General features: G+C 55.6%; 14 protein-coding genes. 12 read left to right on the plus strand and 2 right to left on the minus strand.

Annotated features, from left to right (window positions below; genetic code table 11):
- Positions 1–21 precede the first annotated feature (21 nt).
- Complete coding sequence (locus NYE48_RS02515) at positions 22–1,779, minus strand: alpha-glycosidase (protein ID WP_339323164.1); 1,758 nt, start codon at positions 1,777–1,779, stop codon at positions 22–24.
- Between the two features lie 252 nt (positions 1,780–2,031).
- Between NYE48_RS02515 and NYE48_RS02520 the strand changes: the two genes are divergently transcribed.
- The 12 genes from NYE48_RS02520 (at position 2,032) to NYE48_RS02575 (ending at position 17,254) form a co-directional block, all read left to right on the plus strand.
- A complete protein-coding gene (locus NYE48_RS02520; protein WP_340996692.1) occupies positions 2,032–2,706 on the plus strand; it encodes a response regulator transcription factor in 675 nt (224 codons plus the stop codon).
- Entirely contained in the window at positions 2,703–4,145 is a 1,443-nt protein-coding gene (locus NYE48_RS02525) for a HAMP domain-containing sensor histidine kinase (protein WP_340996695.1), read from the plus strand. The genes NYE48_RS02520 and NYE48_RS02525 overlap by 4 nt, the downstream gene beginning before the upstream one ends.
- A 101-nt stretch (positions 4,146–4,246) precedes the next feature.
- On the plus strand, positions 4,247–5,161 hold the full coding sequence (locus tag NYE48_RS02530; protein WP_036714223.1) for an ABC transporter ATP-binding protein: 915 nt from the start codon (positions 4,247–4,249) through the stop codon (positions 5,159–5,161).
- Positions 5,161–5,880, plus strand: a complete 720-nt coding sequence (locus NYE48_RS02535) for an ABC transporter permease (protein ID WP_340996699.1) — start codon at positions 5,161–5,163, stop codon at positions 5,878–5,880. The genes NYE48_RS02530 and NYE48_RS02535 overlap by 1 nt, the downstream gene beginning before the upstream one ends.
- A 1-nt stretch (position 5,881) precedes the next feature.
- Positions 5,882–6,625 (plus strand): ABC transporter permease, encoded by a 744-nt coding sequence (locus NYE48_RS02540; protein ID WP_340996701.1) that lies wholly within the window; start codon positions 5,882–5,884, stop codon positions 6,623–6,625.
- Positions 6,626–6,908: 283 nt separating this feature from the next.
- Positions 6,909–8,078, plus strand: coding sequence for a GntR family transcriptional regulator (locus tag NYE48_RS02545; protein ID WP_340996704.1), 1,170 nt, complete (start codon positions 6,909–6,911; stop codon positions 8,076–8,078).
- A gap of 242 nt (positions 8,079–8,320) precedes the next feature.
- Positions 8,321–9,613 (plus strand): glycoside hydrolase family 125 protein, encoded by a 1,293-nt coding sequence (locus tag NYE48_RS02550; protein ID WP_445323938.1) that lies wholly within the window; start codon positions 8,321–8,323, stop codon positions 9,611–9,613.
- 119 nt (positions 9,614–9,732) lie between these two features.
- Positions 9,733–10,632, plus strand: a complete 900-nt coding sequence (locus NYE48_RS02555) for a carbohydrate ABC transporter permease (protein ID WP_212948733.1) — start codon at positions 9,733–9,735, stop codon at positions 10,630–10,632.
- A gap of 15 nt (positions 10,633–10,647) precedes the next feature.
- A complete protein-coding gene (locus NYE48_RS02560; protein WP_212948735.1) occupies positions 10,648–11,514 on the plus strand; it encodes a carbohydrate ABC transporter permease in 867 nt (288 codons plus the stop codon).
- A gap of 106 nt (positions 11,515–11,620) precedes the next feature.
- Complete coding sequence (locus NYE48_RS02565; RefSeq protein WP_340996705.1) at positions 11,621–12,952, plus strand: ABC transporter substrate-binding protein; 1,332 nt, start codon at positions 11,621–11,623, stop codon at positions 12,950–12,952.
- Between the two features lie 104 nt (positions 12,953–13,056).
- Positions 13,057–16,317, plus strand: coding sequence for a carbohydrate-binding protein (locus NYE48_RS02570; protein ID WP_340996706.1), 3,261 nt, complete (start codon positions 13,057–13,059; stop codon positions 16,315–16,317).
- 181 nt (positions 16,318–16,498) lie between these two features.
- Entirely contained in the window at positions 16,499–17,254 is a 756-nt protein-coding gene (locus NYE48_RS02575; RefSeq protein WP_340996708.1) for a MerR family transcriptional regulator, read from the plus strand.
- A gap of 160 nt (positions 17,255–17,414) precedes the next feature.
- On the opposite strand, the gene NYE48_RS02580 is transcribed toward NYE48_RS02575, so the two are convergent.
- On the minus strand, positions 17,415–18,683 hold the full coding sequence (locus tag NYE48_RS02580) for an S-adenosylmethionine decarboxylase related protein (protein WP_340996710.1): 1,269 nt from the start codon (positions 18,681–18,683) through the stop codon (positions 17,415–17,417).
- Between the last annotated feature and the right edge of the window lie 149 nt (positions 18,684–18,832).

Raw genomic sequence — 18,832 nt, forward strand, 5'->3', positions numbered from 1 at the left:
CCTTTGCTGCTTGCAGTATGCTTATTTTTGTGTCCGCTGCAAAGCCCGAAGCATCGCGCAGCCGTAAGCCGGGAGCTTCATGCTGAGCACGCCGCCGTGGGCGGATACCGTTTCACCCGTGCGGATATCCTCCCAGCATTCCTCCGGCACCGGCACGTTGATGGTTTTCGCTTTGGCCGAATTATTCATGAAAATCACGATGCTGTCGTTTTCGTCCTCCCGGGTATAAACCAGGTTCGTGCTTCCCGCTTTCGCCGACAGGAACCGGAGCGAGCCGGTGCGCAGCGCACTGTACTTTTTGCGCAGGCCGATCAGCTCCCGGTAGAAGGAGAACAGATCCCGGTCCTGCTTGGTTTCATCCCACTCCATGCATTTGCGGCAGCCCGGATCATGTCCTCCGGTCAAGCCGACCTCATCCCCGTAATAAATGCAAGGGGCCCCGGTATAAGTGAATTGAAATTGGACGGCGAGTTTCATTTGCTCCTTGTTGCCGTTGCATTTGGTCAGCAGCCGGGCTGTATCATGGCTGTCCAGCAAATTGAAGGCAACCTCGTTCACCTGGCGCGGGTAGCGCACATACTGGCTGGCAAGGGCGTTCGCGAAACTTCGGGCGTCCCGGGTCCGGTCGACGAAGAAGTCCAGCACCGCATTCGTGAACGGATAATTCATGACGGCGTCGAACTGGTCGCCCATCAGCCAAGGGGAGGACTCATGCCAAATTTCGCCGAGAATGTAGGCGTCGGGTTTGATGCTTTTGACGACCTTGCGGAATTCGCGCCAAAACTCGTGATCGACCTCGTTTGCGACGTCCAGGCGCCAGCCGTCGATGTCGGCCTCTTGGATCCAATAGGCGGCGGCCTTCAGCAAATATTCCTTTACCTCGGGATTGGCGGTGTTCAGCTTCGGCATTAGCGGCTCGAAGGCAAACGTATCGTATGTCGGAATGCCGTCTTCGACGGCGATCGGGTATTTGCGGATGTAGAACCAGTCTTTGTAGCGCGATTTTTCCCCGTTTTTTTGCAGGTCCACGAAAGGCGCAAACGTCCGTCCGGAATGGTTGAACACCGCGTCGAGGACGACCCGGATGCCGCGCTCGTGACAGATGGCGACGAGCTTTTTCAGCGTTTCGAGATCCCCGAACTGCGGGTCGATCTGCATGTAGTCCTCGGTGTCGTATTTATGGTTGGTCGTCGCTTTGAAAATCGGCGTAAAATAGATGGCGTTGATGCCGAGTTCGGACAAATGGTCGATATGGTCGATGACGCCTTGAAGATCCCCGCCGAAAAAGTTGTCCGGCTTAGGCGTTCCGCCCCAAGGAAGCGTGCCTTCCGGATCGTTGGACGGATCGCCGTTCGCGAACCGCTCGGGGAAAATTTGATAAAATACCGCGTCCTTCACCCAGTCCGGCGTTTCGAACACGTCGGCCGGATTGATGAACGGATATTCGAACAGGCGGTCCGGATTTTCGGGCTCCTGCTTGACGAAGTCGTATTCGGTCATCCAATATTTCTCCGCGCCTTTTTCGAGCAAAAATCCGTATTTCAAACGGCGATATTCGGGAACGATTTCGCATTCCCAATAATCGAACAGCTCGTCGGACGCCAGTTTGTTCATCGGAACGTAGGTCTTGGACCGGTCCCAGATGTATTTGTCCCCGGCCATCGCGGATACGGCGGTAACGTCGCTTCGTTTGGTACGAATGCGCAGATGGATCGTGCGCCCGTCGTAGGCGTAACACCAGTTCAGTTTGGGACGGTGATAGACAGCTTCAAGCAGCATGGAAATTCCTCCTTAAGGCTCAAATATGATTTTTGGAGATAAAGGCGATAGAGGCGAAGGGGACGGAATCGATCCCGCCACATCAAAAAAGGTACAACCTGGACGGATGGCGTTGTCCGAGGTTGTACCTTGATTTCAGGGTAGCATAGCCTTTAAATTGATAATGAATGATACGTAAAATATACCATGGTTTCATGGACGACACAACCGGGTTTCTGCAGGGGCCGGGTGAAGGAAGGATGGGCAATCATCATGGGCATTCAATTGTTATATATCGAAGACGACGCGGAAATCGGAACATGGGTAAACGATGATTTGAAGGGGAGGGGGTATGAGGTGACCTGGCTGCAAAACGGGGAGCGGGCCGTCGATCATGCCGCAGGCTGCCGTCTCGTCATTCTTGACGTGATGCTGCCGGGGCTTGACGGCTTTACGGTCGGACAGCGGCTGAAGAAAGCCTACCCGGATCTGCCGATCCTCATGCTGTCGGCCAGAACCTCCATCGACGACAAGCTCGAAGGGCTGCAGTTCGCCGACGATTATGTGACCAAGCCGTTCCACCCGGATGAGCTCGCCGCCCGGATCGAGGTGCTGCTGCGCCGCTCCGGCTCGTATTCGTCGGAGGCGCTTGCGCTGGGGCATCTCCTCGTGTACGAACGTGAAAACCGGATCATGAACAAGGATACGGGCGAGGAGATCGTGTTGACGGGCAAGCAGTTCCAAATTTTCATGTATCTGCTCCGCCATCTCGGGCAAATTTTGACCAAAGAGCAAATTTACGAGGGGGTTTGGGGAGATCCGTACCTGGACGGGGACAAAACGCTGATGGTGCACATCCGGTATTTGCGGGAAAAGCTGGAGCGCGATCCGGCGAACCCGGAGATCATTGAAACGATCCGCGGCGTCGGCTACAGGGTGAAGGCATGAGGAAAACAAAGCTTCCGAAGCCCCGGTTTCGCGGGTCTTTGCTTTCCAGGTACCTGCTCCTCATCCTGATTGCTCTGCTGTTCATTCCGGTCTTGTTCCCTGCGTCGCTGATCGGTTACCAGGTCGTGCAGAACATGGTAATCGGGAACGCGTTGCCGGATGCGGGGATACAGCCGGAGGAGCGATACCAGACGATCCACCTCGAAAAGATGTGGCATAACGAAGCCAAACGGCTGAAGGGAAGCACCCCGGAGGAAATCGACCGCAGACTGCGGGAGCTTAGCGAGGAATATGCGAAGGTGGACATGTTCTGGGTGGACGCGGATTCGCATGTGCGGCAGCCCGCCGGCGGCCGATTGCATTTGCCCGAAACTTGGGATGCGGCCGACGCGATTTCCTACATGAAACGTTACCGGGGAGCGACGCAGCAGTTTTCCGTGATCGCATTTATCGGGGACGACGAAAAGCTGAACCGGGGATTTATGGTCATGCAGGTATCCAAAGCGGCAATAGGGCCGAGGGATGGCGGCCTGTCCGCCCGCGAATCGATGGTATTTTTCGGCATCATCCTGCTGATGTTCGTGCTTTTTATCATCGTTTCCTGGATGTTTTTCATGAACATGCGCCGCAGGCTGCTCCGCCTTCAATCCGCCATGACGGTCCAGGACGGAAGCGGTTTGCCTGACCCGATCGCGGTTCGGAAAAGCGATGAGATCGGGCAGCTGGAGGCGGCGTTTAACGGGATGGTGGACCGGCTCGACAGGAGCCTGAAACGGGAGCGCGAGGAGGAAGAGCTGCGCAAACGGCTGATCGCGAACCTGTCGCATGATTTAAGGACGCCGCTGACGGTCGTCCGCAGCCACGTGTATTCCCTGCAAAAGGAGCAGCTCTCCGAGCGCGGCCAGGAGCTGTTGAAATTGACGGAAACCAAGCTGGGCGATCTTGCCGGCCTCATCGACAACCTGCTGTCCTACAATTTGCTGACGAGCGGAAAATACACGCTTCACCCGGAACGCATCGACGTGCTCCGCATCGTCCGGGAGAGCGCAGCGGCCTGGTATCCGCTGTGGGAAAAAGAAGGCTTCGAGGCGGATATCGACCTGCCGGAGGGTCCCGTTTATTGGATGCTCGACGCCCAGTGGTTCCGGAGAATTCTGGATAACTTGTTCCAGAACGTCGTCAGGCATGCCCGGAGCGGGCAGTATATCGGCATCCGGACGGCGACGGATGCCGCCGGCGGCCTGGCGATCGTCATTGCGGATAAAGGCAAGGGGATGCAGGCCTCCTCGGGAGACAAGGGGGCGGGCATTGGCCTGGCGATCGTCGGCTTCCTGACGAGGGAAATGGGGCTTGGCATGGAGATTCGCAGCGACGAAGGCGGCACATCCATTTTGATTTCCCCGGCTTCCGGCAACGGGCAGGGGTTGAAGCTGAAATAAGAGGGTAAATGATGGCGGCCTCAAGTTTAAAGAAATTTTAAACTTGAGGCCGCCCGTCTTTTAACCTGCGGGAGCTAATATAGTTCCCGAGGTGATTCATAGTGAGAGAACTCGTGATCGAGACGAAAGATTTGAATAAGAAATATCGCGGGCGTTATGCCGTCAGAAATTTGAACCTGGAAATCGGAAGAGGGGAAATTTACGGATTCCTGGGCCCGAACGGCGCGGGCAAAACGACGACGATCCGGATGCTGCTCGGACTCATCCGCCCGACGATGGGCTCCATCCACATTTTCGGCAAGGATTTAAGAAAGGAAAAGCTGAACATCCTCCGCAAGGTCGGCTCGCTGGTGGAATATCCGTCCAACTACGGGCATCTGACGGCGGTGCAAAACCTGGAGGCGGTGCGCCGCATATTGGATGTGCCGAAATCGCGGATCGACGAGGTGCTGAGCATCGTATCGTTGACCAAGGACGCCAAACGCCCGGTGAAGGGGTATTCGCTCGGGATGAAACAGCGGCTGGGCATCGCGACGGCCCTTCTCGGCAATCCCGAGCTGCTGATTCTGGACGAACCGACCAACGGGCTGGATCCCGAAGGCATCCATGAAATCCGCGAGCTGATCCGCAGCATGCCGCAGCAGCACGGCATCACGGTTCTGGTCTCCAGCCACCTGTTGTCCGAAGTGGAGCAGATGGCCGGCACCGTAGGCATCATTCGCGAAGGAGAGCTGGTGTTCCAAGATACGATCAGCAATTTGCAGCAGCAGGCATCGGGAGGATTCCGGCTGGTCGTTTCCGAACCGGCCGAAGCGCTTCAGCTGATCCGGGGACAAGGTTATGCCGGGCGTCTGGAGGACGGAGGCCTCCGGCTGGATCAGTTAAGCGATCCGGAAGTGGCGCTGCTCGTCAAGCGGCTGGTGGACCATAACCATGCCATATACCGCGTGGAAGAGAAGCGGCGCACGCTCGAGGATATTTTCATGCAGGTGATCGAGCAAGGGGGGCTTTCCTGATGATCGGCAAAGCGTTGTCGTCCGATTTTCTGAAAATTCGCAGAAAAGGCATCTGGTTTCTCGTTTTCCTCGGCTCCGTCGGGCTGTTAGCCATGCAGGCTTTGAATTTTGGCCTACGCTACGATTACTTGATCGACCGATATAAAGCGGATTTGTGGAAGGGGCTGATCGGGGAGATTTTCTCCTTCGTTCCGATCGCCCTTTACTTGGGGGCCACGCTGATCTCCTCGCAGATCGCTAACGTGGAGCATCAGAACAATTCGTGGAAGCAGCTGCTCGCTTTGCCGATTTCCAGAGCCTCCGTGTTTACCGCCAAGGTTTTGCTCGGCTTTATCGCGATGGGAGTCGCCTGCCTTATTTTATCCGCCGGCACCGTCGTGTTAGGCATTCTGCTGAAATTCGGGACCGACGATATCCCGTATTTGACGATCCTGAAGCTCAGCTTCCTGCCTTACCTGGGGGCGCTGCCGATGCTGGCGCTGCAGCTGTGGTTATCCTTAACGCTCAAAAACCAGGCGCTGCCCATCACGCTTGGCATCACGGCGGCCATCGCTTCGATGTTTGCCGCAAACTATCCGGAATTCATACCGCTTTCCTGGCCGTTTCTGTCTTTTATCAGCGAAGCCAAACCGGCGCTTCCCGTAGGTGCGGGCATTATCCTTGCCTTTGTCGTCTACATGGTCGGCATGGGCCACTTTCGCGGAAAGGACGTGAACTGACATGGGAGGTTATTTTAAAATTTTGGCGTCGGAGCGGCTGAAAATGTCGCGGTCGTTTATCGTGCTGTTGTTGCTGCTGAGTCCGGCGATCTCCGTTCTGGTCGGGCTGATGTCCAACATCGAAGGGGCGGACCGTCCTTGGCTGGTTCTGCTCGGGGTGATGGGCATGATCCATGCCCTGCTGTTTCTGCCGATTTTGTCCGGGATCTTCGCCGCTTTCATTTGCCGGTACGAGCACCATGGCGGCGGCTGGAAGCAGCTGCTGGTGCTGCCGGTCACGCGGACGGGCGTATATTTCGCCAAATATACCGTCGTCATGGTGATGCTGGCCTTCATCCAGCTGCTGTTTTTGGGAGCCATGCTTCTTGTCGGTGCGATCAAAGGCATCGATGCCCCTGTGGATTGGGAAATCATCGGGCGCTGTCTGGCAGGCGGCTGGGTCGCCTGCCTGCCGCTGGCGGCGCTGCAGCTCGCCGTTTCGCTGATGTGGAGCAGCTTTGCGGCCCCGCTGGCGCTGAACGTCGTATTTACCATCCCGAACATGCTCGTCGTGAACTCGGCCCAATTTGGTCCCTATTATCCCTGGGCACAGCCGTTTATTGCTACGGTTCCTGGTCAAGCGATGGAAGGAGGGGGGTTCGGGGCGATGAACCTGCCGCTTGAAAACCTGATGGTTACGGTGCTTGGAAGCTTCGTGGTATTCCTGATTTTCGGGTGGACCTATTTCAAAATGAAGGAAGTATAGCAATAACGCCCTCTCCAAGTGGCCGTGAACCGTCGGAAAGCAGCCCTCCCATACCAAGCGTCTTCGCAGCGGCGAAGGCGCTTTTTGGTGTGCGGGGCATCAAAAAAGCGTCATTTCCGCATGAGCACCGTACCGACGTTGCGGAGAGATTTCGGCATTCCGAAGGTTAGCTATTCACAAAGTAAATATAACATGATATATTATTATATAATGTTTACATATTGTAGAAATTGGCGCTATCTATCCAAACCGGATAGATATTTTCTTGTGGAGGGAACTTAACATGTCGCATGAAACATCCTCAAAACCGATGTACGAGCAAATATTCGAAGCGCTGCGCGAGCAGATCATATCCCGCAAATACGCGCCCGGCGAACGGATTCCTTCGGAGAAGGAATTGGGCGAAGCTTACAACGTCAGCCGGATTACGAGCAAAAAGGCGCTGGAGATGCTGACCCAGCATGGATACATCGTCAGGCAGCCCGGCCGGGGTTCGTTCGTTTCCGAGCATTTCGGTTCGGAAGGGACGCCGACCTCAGCCCCGCAAGGAGCTGCAAAACCGCGCCGCAGCCTAGGCCAGCCGCTGATCGGACTCGTCATGACGGACTTCGGGGACAGCTACGGGACAGGGCTCATTTACGGCATGGAGGAAGCCTCCCGGCAGCACGACGGCTATTTGGTTCTGAGAAGATCGCTTGGCGTGATCGCCAGCGAGGAAGAGGCAATCCGCGGCCTGCTGGAGCTGGGCGTCGACGGGCTCATCATTTTCCCTGCGCAGGGGGAGTATTTTAATGCCGAAATTTTAAAGCTGGTCATCGGCCAATATCCTTTCGTGCTGCTGGATCGCCATCTGAAGGGCGTTTCGGCAAGTTCGATCAGCACGGACAACGCGGCAGCCGCCAAGCGCATGATCGAGTATCTTTTCGAGCTGGGGCATACCCGCATTTCGCTTTTGACGACCCCGCCGCAGGATACGACGGCCATCGAAGAGCGGATCGAAGGGTTTATCCAGGCCCATGCGGAAAACGGCATCGTCGCCGACCGCAGCCTGTGGATGGAGCAGATTACGGCCACGCTTCCGGCCGCATTCGTCCCCGAGAATAAAGAGAAGGAAAAAGAAAACATCAAAAAACATCTGCGGGAACATCCCGAAATCACGGCGCTTTTTGCCATGGAGTACAACATTGCCCAGCTGGCTTACGAAGCCGCCCGCGAGTCGGGCCTTCGGGTTCCGGAGGACGTATCGATCGTCTGTTTTGACAGCCCGGATTACGCGGGAGAACCGCTGTTTACCCATATGCGCCAAAAGCAGGAAGAGATGGGCAGGCTGGCCTTCGAAAACGTGCTGAAGCTCAGAAACGGGGAAAGCGTGCCGAATAAAATGCTGCTGGACGCCGAGCTGATCGTCGGTTCATCGACCGGGCCGGTCCGCAAGGAGCAGCCTTCGATATAGGCGCATCGGAAGCGGAATGCCATTCTTAGTGAATGGCGTTCTTTTTTTTGCGGATGTATGTTTAATGACCTAATATTATATTGGTATATAAAAATGTTATAAAAAACATATTGACATGTTAATTGACTGAATTTATAATGTGTCTATGCAAGCGCTCACAAGATTGATATAAAGTTGTTATTTGAAGTTCGGAAGCAATGGTGTGACATCATAAACCAATCCGTACATAAAGGGGAATGCGCATGAAGACTTTGGGAAAAGAACCTGTTTCGCTCGGGCCGCTTACCGAAAGAATGTCCGCTCGGTTGGCCGGCAAGCCGCGGCTTTTGGATATTTTCCGGAACGCCATCCGCAATACGTGGAGGACGACGTTCAAGAAAATGGCGGACGGGACCACGTTTGTCATCACCGGGGATATTCCCGCGATGTGGCTGCGCGATTCGGCGGCCCAGATCAGGCCGTTTTTGGCGCTGGCGGAAGAGGACGCGGAAACGGCGGATCTGATCGAAGGATTGGTGATTCGGCAGCTGAGGGGGATTTTGCACGATCCATATGCAAACGCTTTCAACGCGGAGTCGAACGGGCATGGTCATCAAAACGACGACACGGACATGACGCCTTGGATTTGGGAACGGAAATACGAGATAGACTCGCTTTGTTATCCGCTGCAGCTGAGTTACCTGCTGTGGAAAAATACCGGAAGAACTTCGCATTTCGGCAAGGAATTCGTTATGGCCGCGGGCGCGATTTTGGATCTGTGGACCACGGAGCAGCGTCATGAGACGCATTCGGCCTACCGGTTCCAACGGAGGGACTGCCCTCCAACCGACACGCTGGTCCGGGAAGGGAAGGGGGCGGAGACCGCTTATACCGGCATGACCTGGTCCGGATTCCGTCCGAGCGACGATGCCTGCGAATACGGGTATCTGATTCCCTCCAACATGTTTGCGGTCGTGGTGCTCGGCTATCTGCAGGACATTGCCCGCGACGTGCTTCATGATGATAAGTTGTGCGGCCGGGCGGGCAAGCTCGCGGCGGAGATCGATCACGGGATTCAAACATACGGCATTGTGCAGCATCCCGAATTCGGCCCCATCTACGCTTACGAGACGGACGGCCTCGGGAACCACAACCTGATGGACGACGCCAACGTGCCAAGCCTGCTGTCCATTCCTTACCTCGGATACCGGGGAGCGGACGACGAGATCTACCGGAATACGCGCCGGTTCATTTTAAGCGAGCATAACCCTTACTACTACCGGGGGAGCGCGGCCGAGGGGATCGGCAGCCCGCATACGCCGCAAGGATATGTCTGGCATATCGCCTTGGCGATGCAGGGATTGACCGAGGAAAACCCGGAGGAAAAGGGGCGGCTGTTGCAGCTCATGAGCGAAACGGATGCCGGAACCGGACTGATGCATGAGAGCTTTAATGCCGACGATCCAAAGGCGTATACCAGGCCTTGGTTCTCCTGGGCGAACATGATGTTTTGCGAGCTGCTGATGGATTATTGCGGGATTCGGGTACGGCGGTGAAGGCCGATGATGCAAAAACGCACGGGGTTGAACCATCGGACCGGCAGGAGATCGGGCCGCAGGCGGCCGGGCCGAGAACCATTTTGTCTAAACGATCGCATAAAGGAGGTATGTGAAACATGAGGGTCAACAATAGGAAACTTCGCGGCTGGACCAAGGGCTACCTTTTTATTTTGCCTTCGATCATCGGTTTTAGCGTGTTTGTCGCTTATCCGCTGCTCTCGTCCATGTATTATGCCTTAACGGAGTGGAGCGGTTACGACACGCCGCAATTTGTCGGCTTCGACAACTTCAAGTACATGTTCACGGAGGATCCGGCTTTTTGGCCTTCGGTCCGCGCGACGCTTTATTTCGTGCTTTTGAGCGTGCCCTCGTCGCTGATTTTGGGACTGCTGCTGGCGATGCTGCTCAACAAAAGCCTGCCCGGGATCAAATGGTTCCGCACGATCTATTATTTGCCGACGGTGGTGCCGTCCATCGCTTCGCTTACGTTGTGGCTGTTCATCTACCAACCGCAATACGGCTTGGCCAACTCCCTGCTGAGACTGCTGGGGCTGCCCGAAGGGACGTGGCTGACGAGCGAAAAGACGGCGTTGCCCTCGCTTGTGCTGATCGGGTTATGGCAGGTCGGCTCGGGCGTCATCATTTTTTTGAGCGGCCTGCAATCGGTTCCGCAGGAGCTGTACGAGGCGGCGGAGGTCGATGGTGCCGTCCGGTGGCGCACGGCGCTGCATATTACCGTCCCCATGATCACCCCGATTTTGTTCCTGCAGCTGATCCTCGGCATTATCGGCGCGTTTCAGGCCTTTAATCAGGTCCAGGTGCTGACGGGCGGCGGACCGAATTTTTCGACCTCGCTCCTCAATTTCAAAATTTACAATGACGCCTTCGGCGGCCGAATGTTCGGTTACGCGATCGCGGAGGTATGGGTCCTCTTCGTGATCATCATGATTTTTACGGCTTTGACCTACCGGTATTCCAACCGGTTCGTTTATTACGAAAGCGACAACGCGAGATAAGGAGGTAAGTTCGCCATGGCGATGCATACGGAAGCGCGGTTCCGGCGAAGACGGAAGTTCAGCTTGCTGGATACGTTGCGGTTTATCATCCTGGCGGTCGGCGCCGTCGCAATGCTGTTTCCCCTGCTGTGGATGGTGACCATTGCGCTCAAAGGCAACAATGACGTGTTCAAAATCCCTCCGGAATGGTTTCCGCGGGAGCTTCACTGGTCCAACTTCGTGACAGGAACGAAAGAAATCAACTTTTGGCAAACCTTCGGCAACTCGATGTTTATCGCGGTGATGTGCACCATCGGACAGATCGTCAGCTCGGTGCTGGTCGGTTACGGGCTCGCCAGGCTGAATTTTCCGGGCCGCAAGCTGTGGTTTTCGCTGTTTGTCGGCAGCCTGATGCTTCCCGGATTCGTCGGCATGATCCCTCTTTTCAACCTGTATACCGAGCTGGGATGGTACGACACCTGGCTCCCCATTATCGTGCCCGCCTTTTTCGGCAATGCCACGTTTTCCTTTCTGTACGTCCAGTATTTGCGGACGATTTCCGTATCGTTTGACGAAGCGGCCAAAATCGACGGCGCCTCCGACCTGTACATTTTGACCAAGGTGCTGGTGCCGATGACGATGCCGGTCATCATGACGATGGTGATTTTCTCCTTCCAGGGGGCCTGGAACCAATACCTTGAACCTCTGATTTACATCATCGATCCGAGCAAATGGACGTTGGCTCTGGCGATGGCTTCCTATAAAGGCACCTATGCGACCGCCTGGAACCTGTTCATGGCCGCGGACCTGATTTACATCCTTCCGATGCTGCTCATTTTCTTCTTCGGGCAGAAATATTTCATGCAGGGGCTCGGCTCCCTTAATTCCGCATCGCTGAAATAACCCGGGCGAACCGGATCGGAGGTGGTGCGTGCCGGCTTGATGCGATGCTCAAGACATATCGGACTTTAGGCGTCATTTTATCCAATTCGTTTAGGGAGGTCTTTTTATGAAAAAGGGTGCCAGAAAATGGACCGCTGGAATGATCGCGCTTATGCTGTGTTCGAGCCTGCTCGCCGCTTGCGGGGGCAAGTCGGACACGGCGGATTCGCCGGGAACGGGGGAAGGGACGGACAGCAAGGGAAAACAGGTCGAAGTCACGATGATCACCTGGGAATCGGCCGAGATGAACGATAAAATCATGGCCGCCATGAAAAGCTTCGAACAGGAAAATCCCGACATCAAAGTCAAGCTGATCCCTACCCCGCTCGATAACTACGGCGTCAAAATCAACGGAATGCTGACCGCGAAAAAAGCCCCCGACATTTTTATGACGGGCAACGACATGCTGCTGGACAATGCCTCGAAGGGACTGCTGTACGACTGGACGCCGATGGCGGAGCAGGACAAAGAGTTTATGGACGGGTTTTATAAGGGCGTGGTCGACAGCTGGCAATTTGACGGCAAGTTGGTCGGTCTTCCGGGCCTCTTGAACACGTACGGCATTTTTTACAACAAAAAAGCGTTCAAGGACGCGGGCCTGACGGAGCCGAAAATCGGCTGGACGTACGACGAATTTTTCGCGGACATGGAGAAGCTCTCGAGCAAGGAAGGCGGCGTGGATCAGTTCGGCTATTACGCTCCGCTCGATCCGTTTTACGTCTCTTTGTATTCGGTATCCGCAGGCGGGGCACCGTTTGCCGATGCCATCATCAGCCCGTCGAAGGTGGAAATCAGCGACAAATTCGTCGAAGGCGTCGAAAAATACAAAAACGCGATCGCAAGCGGTCATATGAACCCGCCGACTTTTGATTTGTCGAACGTCATGAGCTCTTTCAAACAGGGGAAAGTACCGATGACGCTGCAGGGGCAATGGGTGGCCGACGACCTGATCCGGACCGCGCCGAAAGATTTGGAATGGGGCTTCGTGCCGATGCCCGTCGTGAACGGCCAGACCGAAATTTACGATGCCGTAGGCTGGTGCAGCCCTACAACGATCGAACATCCCGAGGCCGTTTGGAAAGTGCTTAAATATCTGGACTCCAAAATGTATGAGGAAGTGCTGCCGAAAACACCGGTCGCGCCGGCCGCCTATCAGGCATCTTCCGCCGCCTACTTCGACGCTTTGAAAGCGGCGGGGCATCCGGAAGTCGGGGAAGGCATCGACCATATTTTGAAATCCCCGAGCACGCAGCCGGTCCGTTTCCTGGCGACCTGGACGGGGAAAGCGAATCCGTTCATCGAAGCCTCCTGGAAAAACGTCCTGATGGGCAAAGCGCCGACCACTGAGCTGAACACGATGGCGGACAAAATCAACAAAGTGATTTCCGAAGCAAAGTAAGCGCCTGGCGTTAAAGCATGGAGCCGATCCGGATCCAACCTTGGGCGGAGGTCGGCTTCAAGCTTTCGCAAATATGCCGCAACATAACCAGGGAGGGAATTGGGATGTCATGGAACAAATACCGCGCATGCAAGCTTTTTGCCGCTCCGCTCGCGGCGGTGCTCGCGTTCGGGGCGTTGTCCGAAACGGGAGGGTCGGCGGCCTACGCTTTTCAGGCAAGCGACGGCGACGCGGCCATCAAGGCGTTTAACGCCGCGTTCTGGGATCCGTCCGCCAACATGTTTTGGGGCAACACGAACCGCAAAGACCATCAAGGCTTTTGGGTGGAAGCCGAGCTGTGGGAAATGGTGATGGACGCGTACCAGCATACCTCCGATCCCGGCCTGAAAGCCCAGCTCCGGGCCCAGATCGACGATATTTTCGACGGCACCGTGGCCAAATACGGCTCGGATTGGACGAAAAATCCGTTTAACGACGATATCATGTGGTGGGTCATGGGAAGCGCCCGCGCGTATCAAATCACCGGAGAAGCCCGGTATTTGGAGGCCGCAAAACGCCATTTCGCTTTTGTCTACGACACGCAGTGGGACGACGATTTTGCCGGCGGCGGCATCTGGTGGCTGAACAGCGAGCATAACACCAAAAACGCCTGCATCAACTTCCCGGCCGCCGAGGCGGCGGAATATTTGTACGACATTACGAAAGACCGGTATTACCTGGATGCGGCGACCCGCATCTTCCGCTGGGGCAAAACGATGCTGACGGACGGGGATGGCAAAGTGTTCGACCGGATCGAAACGGAAAAAGGCGCGATCCCGGACGCCACGCATTACAATCAGGGCACTTACATCGGGGCTGCCGTCGGCCTGTACCGGATAACGGGGGATACGACATACCTCGACGATGCGGTCAAAGCGGCCGGGTTTACCCAAAACCATCTGGTGGATGCAAACGGTTTGCTGAACTACGAAGGCCCGAACGGCGATTTGAAGGGCGGCAAAACGATTTTGATGCGGAATTTGGCTCATCTCCAAAAGGCGCTGGACGAAAGAAGCGAAAGCAAATACAAGGAGTTCAGCGCCGGGTTTGACGCCTGGGCGGCTTTCAACACGGAGATGGCGTGGAGCCACCGGAATCCGGACCATATCGTCGACGGCAACTGGGCCGGCCAGCTGTTGTCCGGCACGTACGAATCCTGGTCTTCGGCCGCGGCCGTCGAAGCGCTGAACGTGATCAAACCGATGGATGCGGAGCTCCGCTACGCCGTTAAGGATCCTTACAATAAAATCGAAGCCGAGCGCTATAACATCGGCAAAGGCTTCGTATTGGAGGGGGCGCTCGAAGGCGGCCTGCAGCTTGGAGGCATCCAGCCCGGACACTACGCGGCCTACAAAAACGTCGATTTCGGATCGGCGGGCGCCAAAGGTTTTATCGCGAGAGCGGCCAGCGCCACGGGCGGGGGCAACATCGAAATCCGGCTCGACGCGTTGGACGGCCCGAAAGTCGGGACGCTGCACGTGGAAGGAACCGGCGGATGGAACAACTACATCGATGCCGTCACGCTGCTGAAGGACGATCAAGGAAATCCAAGCACGATTACCGGAAAACATGACGTCTATCTCGTCTTTACCAAGACAAACGATCCGTATCTGTTTAACCTGAACTGGTTTAAGTTCACCGCGGGCGATCCGACGAAAACCGATGCCTATGCGAAGCTGAAGGCAGGAGATTTCGAAAGCAGCGAGGGGCTGGGCAAAAATGCGGAGGGCGGTTATCTCGACGGCATCCGCAATAACGCCTTTGCCTCCTATAAGGGCATCGATTTCGGTTCGGGCGCGTCCGGCATCAGCGTGCATGTATCCAGCGGCAGCCAGGGCGGCACGATCGAAGTCAAGCTGGACTCGCTAAGCGGACCGACGATCGGCACGGTGGACATCCCGGCGCTGGGAGGCTGGGACAAGTGGGTCGATATCATGGCCAATATCGACGACAAAGCGGCTGCAGGCGTGCATGACGTCTACCTCGTATTCCATGGGGCAGGCGGTGCCGACTATCCTTGCAATCTGGATTGGTTCACGTTTACGACCCTGAAAGGGAAGGCAAGGGATGCTTATGCCAAGCTCGAGGCCGAGGACAACAACGGCGGCGTCGGTTTCGGCACCGAATCGGGCGGCGGGCAAACGTATTTAGCGGGCATTAGCGCAGCCAACAATCCGTATGTCATGTACAATTACGTGGATTTCGGGAGCGCGAGCCCTTCGAAATTCCATGTCAACGCGGCCAGCGCGACCGGCGGCGGCACGATCGAGGTCCGATTGGACAGCATGAACGGCCCGGTCATCGCCGAAAACAAGATTGCGGGAACCGGCGGCTGGCAAAATTTCAAGGTGTTCTCGACCGACGTCACGGCTCCGGTTACCGGAAAACATATCGTGTTCCTGTTGTTTAAAGGAACCGACTATTTGTTCAACGTGGATAAGTTCACGTTCGGAGACCCGGCCGTATTCACGGCGCCGACGCCGCCGGTTGAACCTCCCAAAGACAACGTTCCTCCCGGAGACGTGGAGAACGTCCGGATGACGCGGGCAAACGGCCAGCTTACTTTGACGTGGGACGGTCCTTACGATATTGACGGCCAAAAGGTGCGAATCACCTTGTTTGCGGACGGGCGGCAGATCGGCGATCGGATTGAAGTCAAACGGGGCGTGCAAACGGCGGCGATTCCGGGGATCGAACCGGGGAAGGAATACAGCATTCAGTTTCAATCCGTAGACCTGTCAGGCAACGTGTCCAAGGGGATTACGGTGGAAAGCAAAGAGCAGCCCGTCTACTCGCTCACCGTGGGCGGCCATGCGCTGAAGGACGGCGACTCCTTTACCGATGATGCGGTCCTGACCCTTCAGGCGGGAGACGGTCTGCCGGCAGGCGGTTCCGTTACGCTTGGTTTGGACGGCAAAACGTATACGGTCGATTCCCATACCCCAAACATCTCCATCGGATTGGCCGGTAAACTGGGCGATCGGAAGGCGGAGGTAACGGTGAATGATGGCTCCGCGAATCCCGTTTCGAAAACGTTCCGGTTCCAAGTGACGACCGATCCGGGTTCCATCCAAAATCTGATGGCGCGTTACACGGCGGCCGGCGACCTCGGCGGTCCCCTTGTCCCGCAGCTGACTAATGCGCTCAAGCAGGCGCAGCATCAACGGGATGGCGGCAAAGCGGATCAGGCGGTGAAACATCTGCGGGATTTCGTCAAGCATTTAAACAACGATGCGCTGGGAGGCCATGTCAAAGACAGCGTCAAAGCAGCGCTCAACGCGGATGCGGAGTTTCTGATTCGCGCTTGGCGGGCAGGGGCGGAATAGCCGCAATCGTTCAGTAAACATCCAGCCTCAAACAAGCCGCCGCCATTTACAGCCGGTTTGGTTTATGCGCTCCGCTCGTTTGAGCGGGGTGTTTTTGTGTTACGATGAGTAATAATAATTCTTCTTGACCCTCCTCTTAGGTCAGGCTTTAGACTTCACTGTTAGAAGGGAGTGAAGCATTATGCTTCTTACAGTCAAAGAAGTGTCGGAGCTGTCCAAGGTGACGGTCAAGACGCTGCACCATTATCATAAAATCGGTCTGCTAATGCCGGCCGAAACGACGGAAGCGGGTTATCGCTTATACGGAACGAAAGAGCTGGAACGGCTGCAGGCCATCCTGTTTTACCGCGAGCTGGATTTTTCATTGGAACAAATCGGGCAGCTGTTGGAGCGGGAGCCGGATCGGGCGGCCATGCTGGAGGAGCAGGAAGCGCTTCTGGAGCAGCGCAAGCAAAGGTTAGACCGGATCATGGATACGCTGCGGAAAACGAAAGCGGGTTTGGAACGCGGAAATCCGCTGCCGCAGGAGGAACTGTTCGTCGGCTTCGAAAGCGAGGACGAATGGCGGGAAGCGCTGCGGGAACAAAGCGAATACCTCAAGGAGCGCTACGGCGCGGAGCTTGAAGCGGCGCGGATCGATGTGCCGGAGATGAACGATCAGGCCGCGGAGGCGGCAGCATTCATGAAGGACATGACGACCTGCCTGCGGGGAAAAGTGAAGCATAACGATCCCCGAGTGCATCAATTCATTCGGGATCATCTGGCATTCATGAATGCCCATGGGCACCGGATCGCGGCGGGGGATTTTGCCGCACAGACCGCGTTTTTCCTTCAGGACGAGTTCCACTTGCATATGCTGGAAGGTCAGCAGACCGGGCTCGCTTATTATTTGAACGCGGCCGTGGTATCGTATGCCGAAGCGGAGTCCGATGCGTAAAAGATATCGTGGTTCATTCCATTAATTGTTCGTGAGATGAAGTGTTTCGAGCCCTCTAATGAGGATAAGCGAAAGCATTGCTGACGAACCAAAAAAGCGCCCGGTAAGGGTGCTTTTTTGAGCTTTAACAGGTTTAGGCGATTCCCAATGATCTTTCTTTTTAAGGCCGCAGCCGCATCCGGTCCAGCAGCAGCCCGTCGGAAACCGGGTTTTCGCCTTCGACCCAGTCGCGCATATAATAGCAGAGATATTCGCCGTAACGGCTTTCCGTCTGGAGCAGCAGCTCGTCGACGAAATAGACGCCTTCCGGAATCTTGTCCAACAGCAGGGTGCTAAGAGCCCCGTAAATGCCGCAAGCGACCTGCAAATAAGTGGCGTTGGTACGGTATTCCGGGTATACGTCCGAACTGGCCACGACGTTGTATTTATAAATTTCCTTGTCCGGATAAACGAGCAATACGCCAACCATGTCGCGGCCTCCAACCTCGCCGACGGCAGGGTCCAGAACATGATGCTCCCAGTCCCACAGCGGATCGGAATCTTCGAGGTAGGCGTGAAGCAGATTCGTCATGTAATCGCTGACGCGATAGATGAAGCCGGTCTCCATATCGAACGTTTTTCCCAGCGTAATGACCTCTTCATGGGGCATCAGGCATCCGTAGAAGGTCTTGCTGCCCAATGTCACCTTGAAGTCCTGTTCATAGACCTGGCCGAAAATCATAAGGGGAAGTTTCTTTTTCATGAACATGGGGTAATTCAGCACGGCTTCGTCCAGAAAACATTCCGGAGACCAGGTCGAGTAGACCGTTTCTCCTTGAATCAGCGCCGGGTCGTTGTAGATCGAGTCGTCATGCTCCACGATATAACAGGCAAGAGGCAGCTCGTCCGGACGCTTCTTCATCAAATCCAGCGCCATCCACTGCACAACGCCCGGATTCATGCCGGAGCCGATGATGGCCGTCGACTTCCGTTCGGCGATCCGTGCCCGGTTCTCTTCGAAAATACGGTAACGCTCCAGCAGCGAGTAGCCGGCCAAACGTTCGTTTTCGTCGACCATCGTGTTTTCGAGCGCCGTATTGATATATTTCACCCCGAGCTCGCTGCAGCAGTCCAGCATTTGAACCGTATCGGCCCAGGAGACGTCAATGACGTGGGTTGTTTTCGTGCGGAGCAAGTGGTCGCGGAATTTTCCGGATTCGTTTAAATCGAATTGATGCAGTGTCGTTTGGGGGAATAAACGGGGAAGCAGGGATTGGTAATAGGCATCCGCCTTTTGCTTCTGGTCGACAAGATGCAGACGGCAGGATCGGATGAACGGATGAATGGGGTCATGCACATCTTGCGACGATCGTTCCAAAACCGATAAAATAGCCTTCGCCACGCCGCCCGCGCTGCCAAGAACCGTGAGGATGATCTTTTGGTCGGGCATTCGGCCTTCAACTCCTTTCCGTTTTGCTAGTTTAATATATTCATAGAAACGGAAAGATGATTGATGCAAATGCCAATTTTGCTGCGGACAGGCACTTTGGCTTTCCTTTGGGACATGATTAACGAAAACTCGCTAATGTAGGCTCATTC

Source organism: Paenibacillus sp. FSL M7-1455, from assembly GCF_038004655.1.
In the GTDB taxonomy this organism is placed as follows: domain Bacteria; phylum Bacillota; class Bacilli; order Paenibacillales; family Paenibacillaceae; genus Paenibacillus_AQ; species Paenibacillus_AQ cookii.

Coding starts and splice junctions, on each gene's coding strand:
- NYE48_RS02545 (WP_340996704.1), top strand. CDS start 6,909: ATGTCGCATGAAACATCCTCAAAACCGATGTACGAGCAAATATTCGAA.
- NYE48_RS02540 (WP_340996701.1), top strand. CDS start 5,882: ATGGGAGGTTATTTTAAAATTTTGGCGTCGGAGCGGCTGAAAATGTCG.
- NYE48_RS02555 (WP_212948733.1), top strand. CDS start 9,733: ATGAGGGTCAACAATAGGAAACTTCGCGGCTGGACCAAGGGCTACCTT.
- NYE48_RS02580 (WP_340996710.1), bottom strand. CDS start 18,683: ATGCCCGACCAAAAGATCATCCTCACGGTTCTTGGCAGCGCGGGCGGC.
- NYE48_RS02565 (WP_340996705.1), top strand. CDS start 11,621: ATGAAAAAGGGTGCCAGAAAATGGACCGCTGGAATGATCGCGCTTATG.
- NYE48_RS02525 (WP_340996695.1), top strand. CDS start 2,703: ATGAGGAAAACAAAGCTTCCGAAGCCCCGGTTTCGCGGGTCTTTGCTT.
- NYE48_RS02550 (WP_445323938.1), top strand. CDS start 8,321: ATGAAGACTTTGGGAAAAGAACCTGTTTCGCTCGGGCCGCTTACCGAA.
- NYE48_RS02570 (WP_340996706.1), top strand. CDS start 13,057: ATGTCATGGAACAAATACCGCGCATGCAAGCTTTTTGCCGCTCCGCTC.
- NYE48_RS02575 (WP_340996708.1), top strand. CDS start 16,499: ATGCTTCTTACAGTCAAAGAAGTGTCGGAGCTGTCCAAGGTGACGGTC.
- NYE48_RS02560 (WP_212948735.1), top strand. CDS start 10,648: ATGGCGATGCATACGGAAGCGCGGTTCCGGCGAAGACGGAAGTTCAGC.
- NYE48_RS02520 (WP_340996692.1), top strand. CDS start 2,032: ATGGGCATTCAATTGTTATATATCGAAGACGACGCGGAAATCGGAACA.
- NYE48_RS02535 (WP_340996699.1), top strand. CDS start 5,161: ATGATCGGCAAAGCGTTGTCGTCCGATTTTCTGAAAATTCGCAGAAAA.
- NYE48_RS02515 (WP_339323164.1), bottom strand. CDS start 1,779: ATGCTGCTTGAAGCTGTCTATCACCGTCCCAAACTGAACTGGTGTTAC.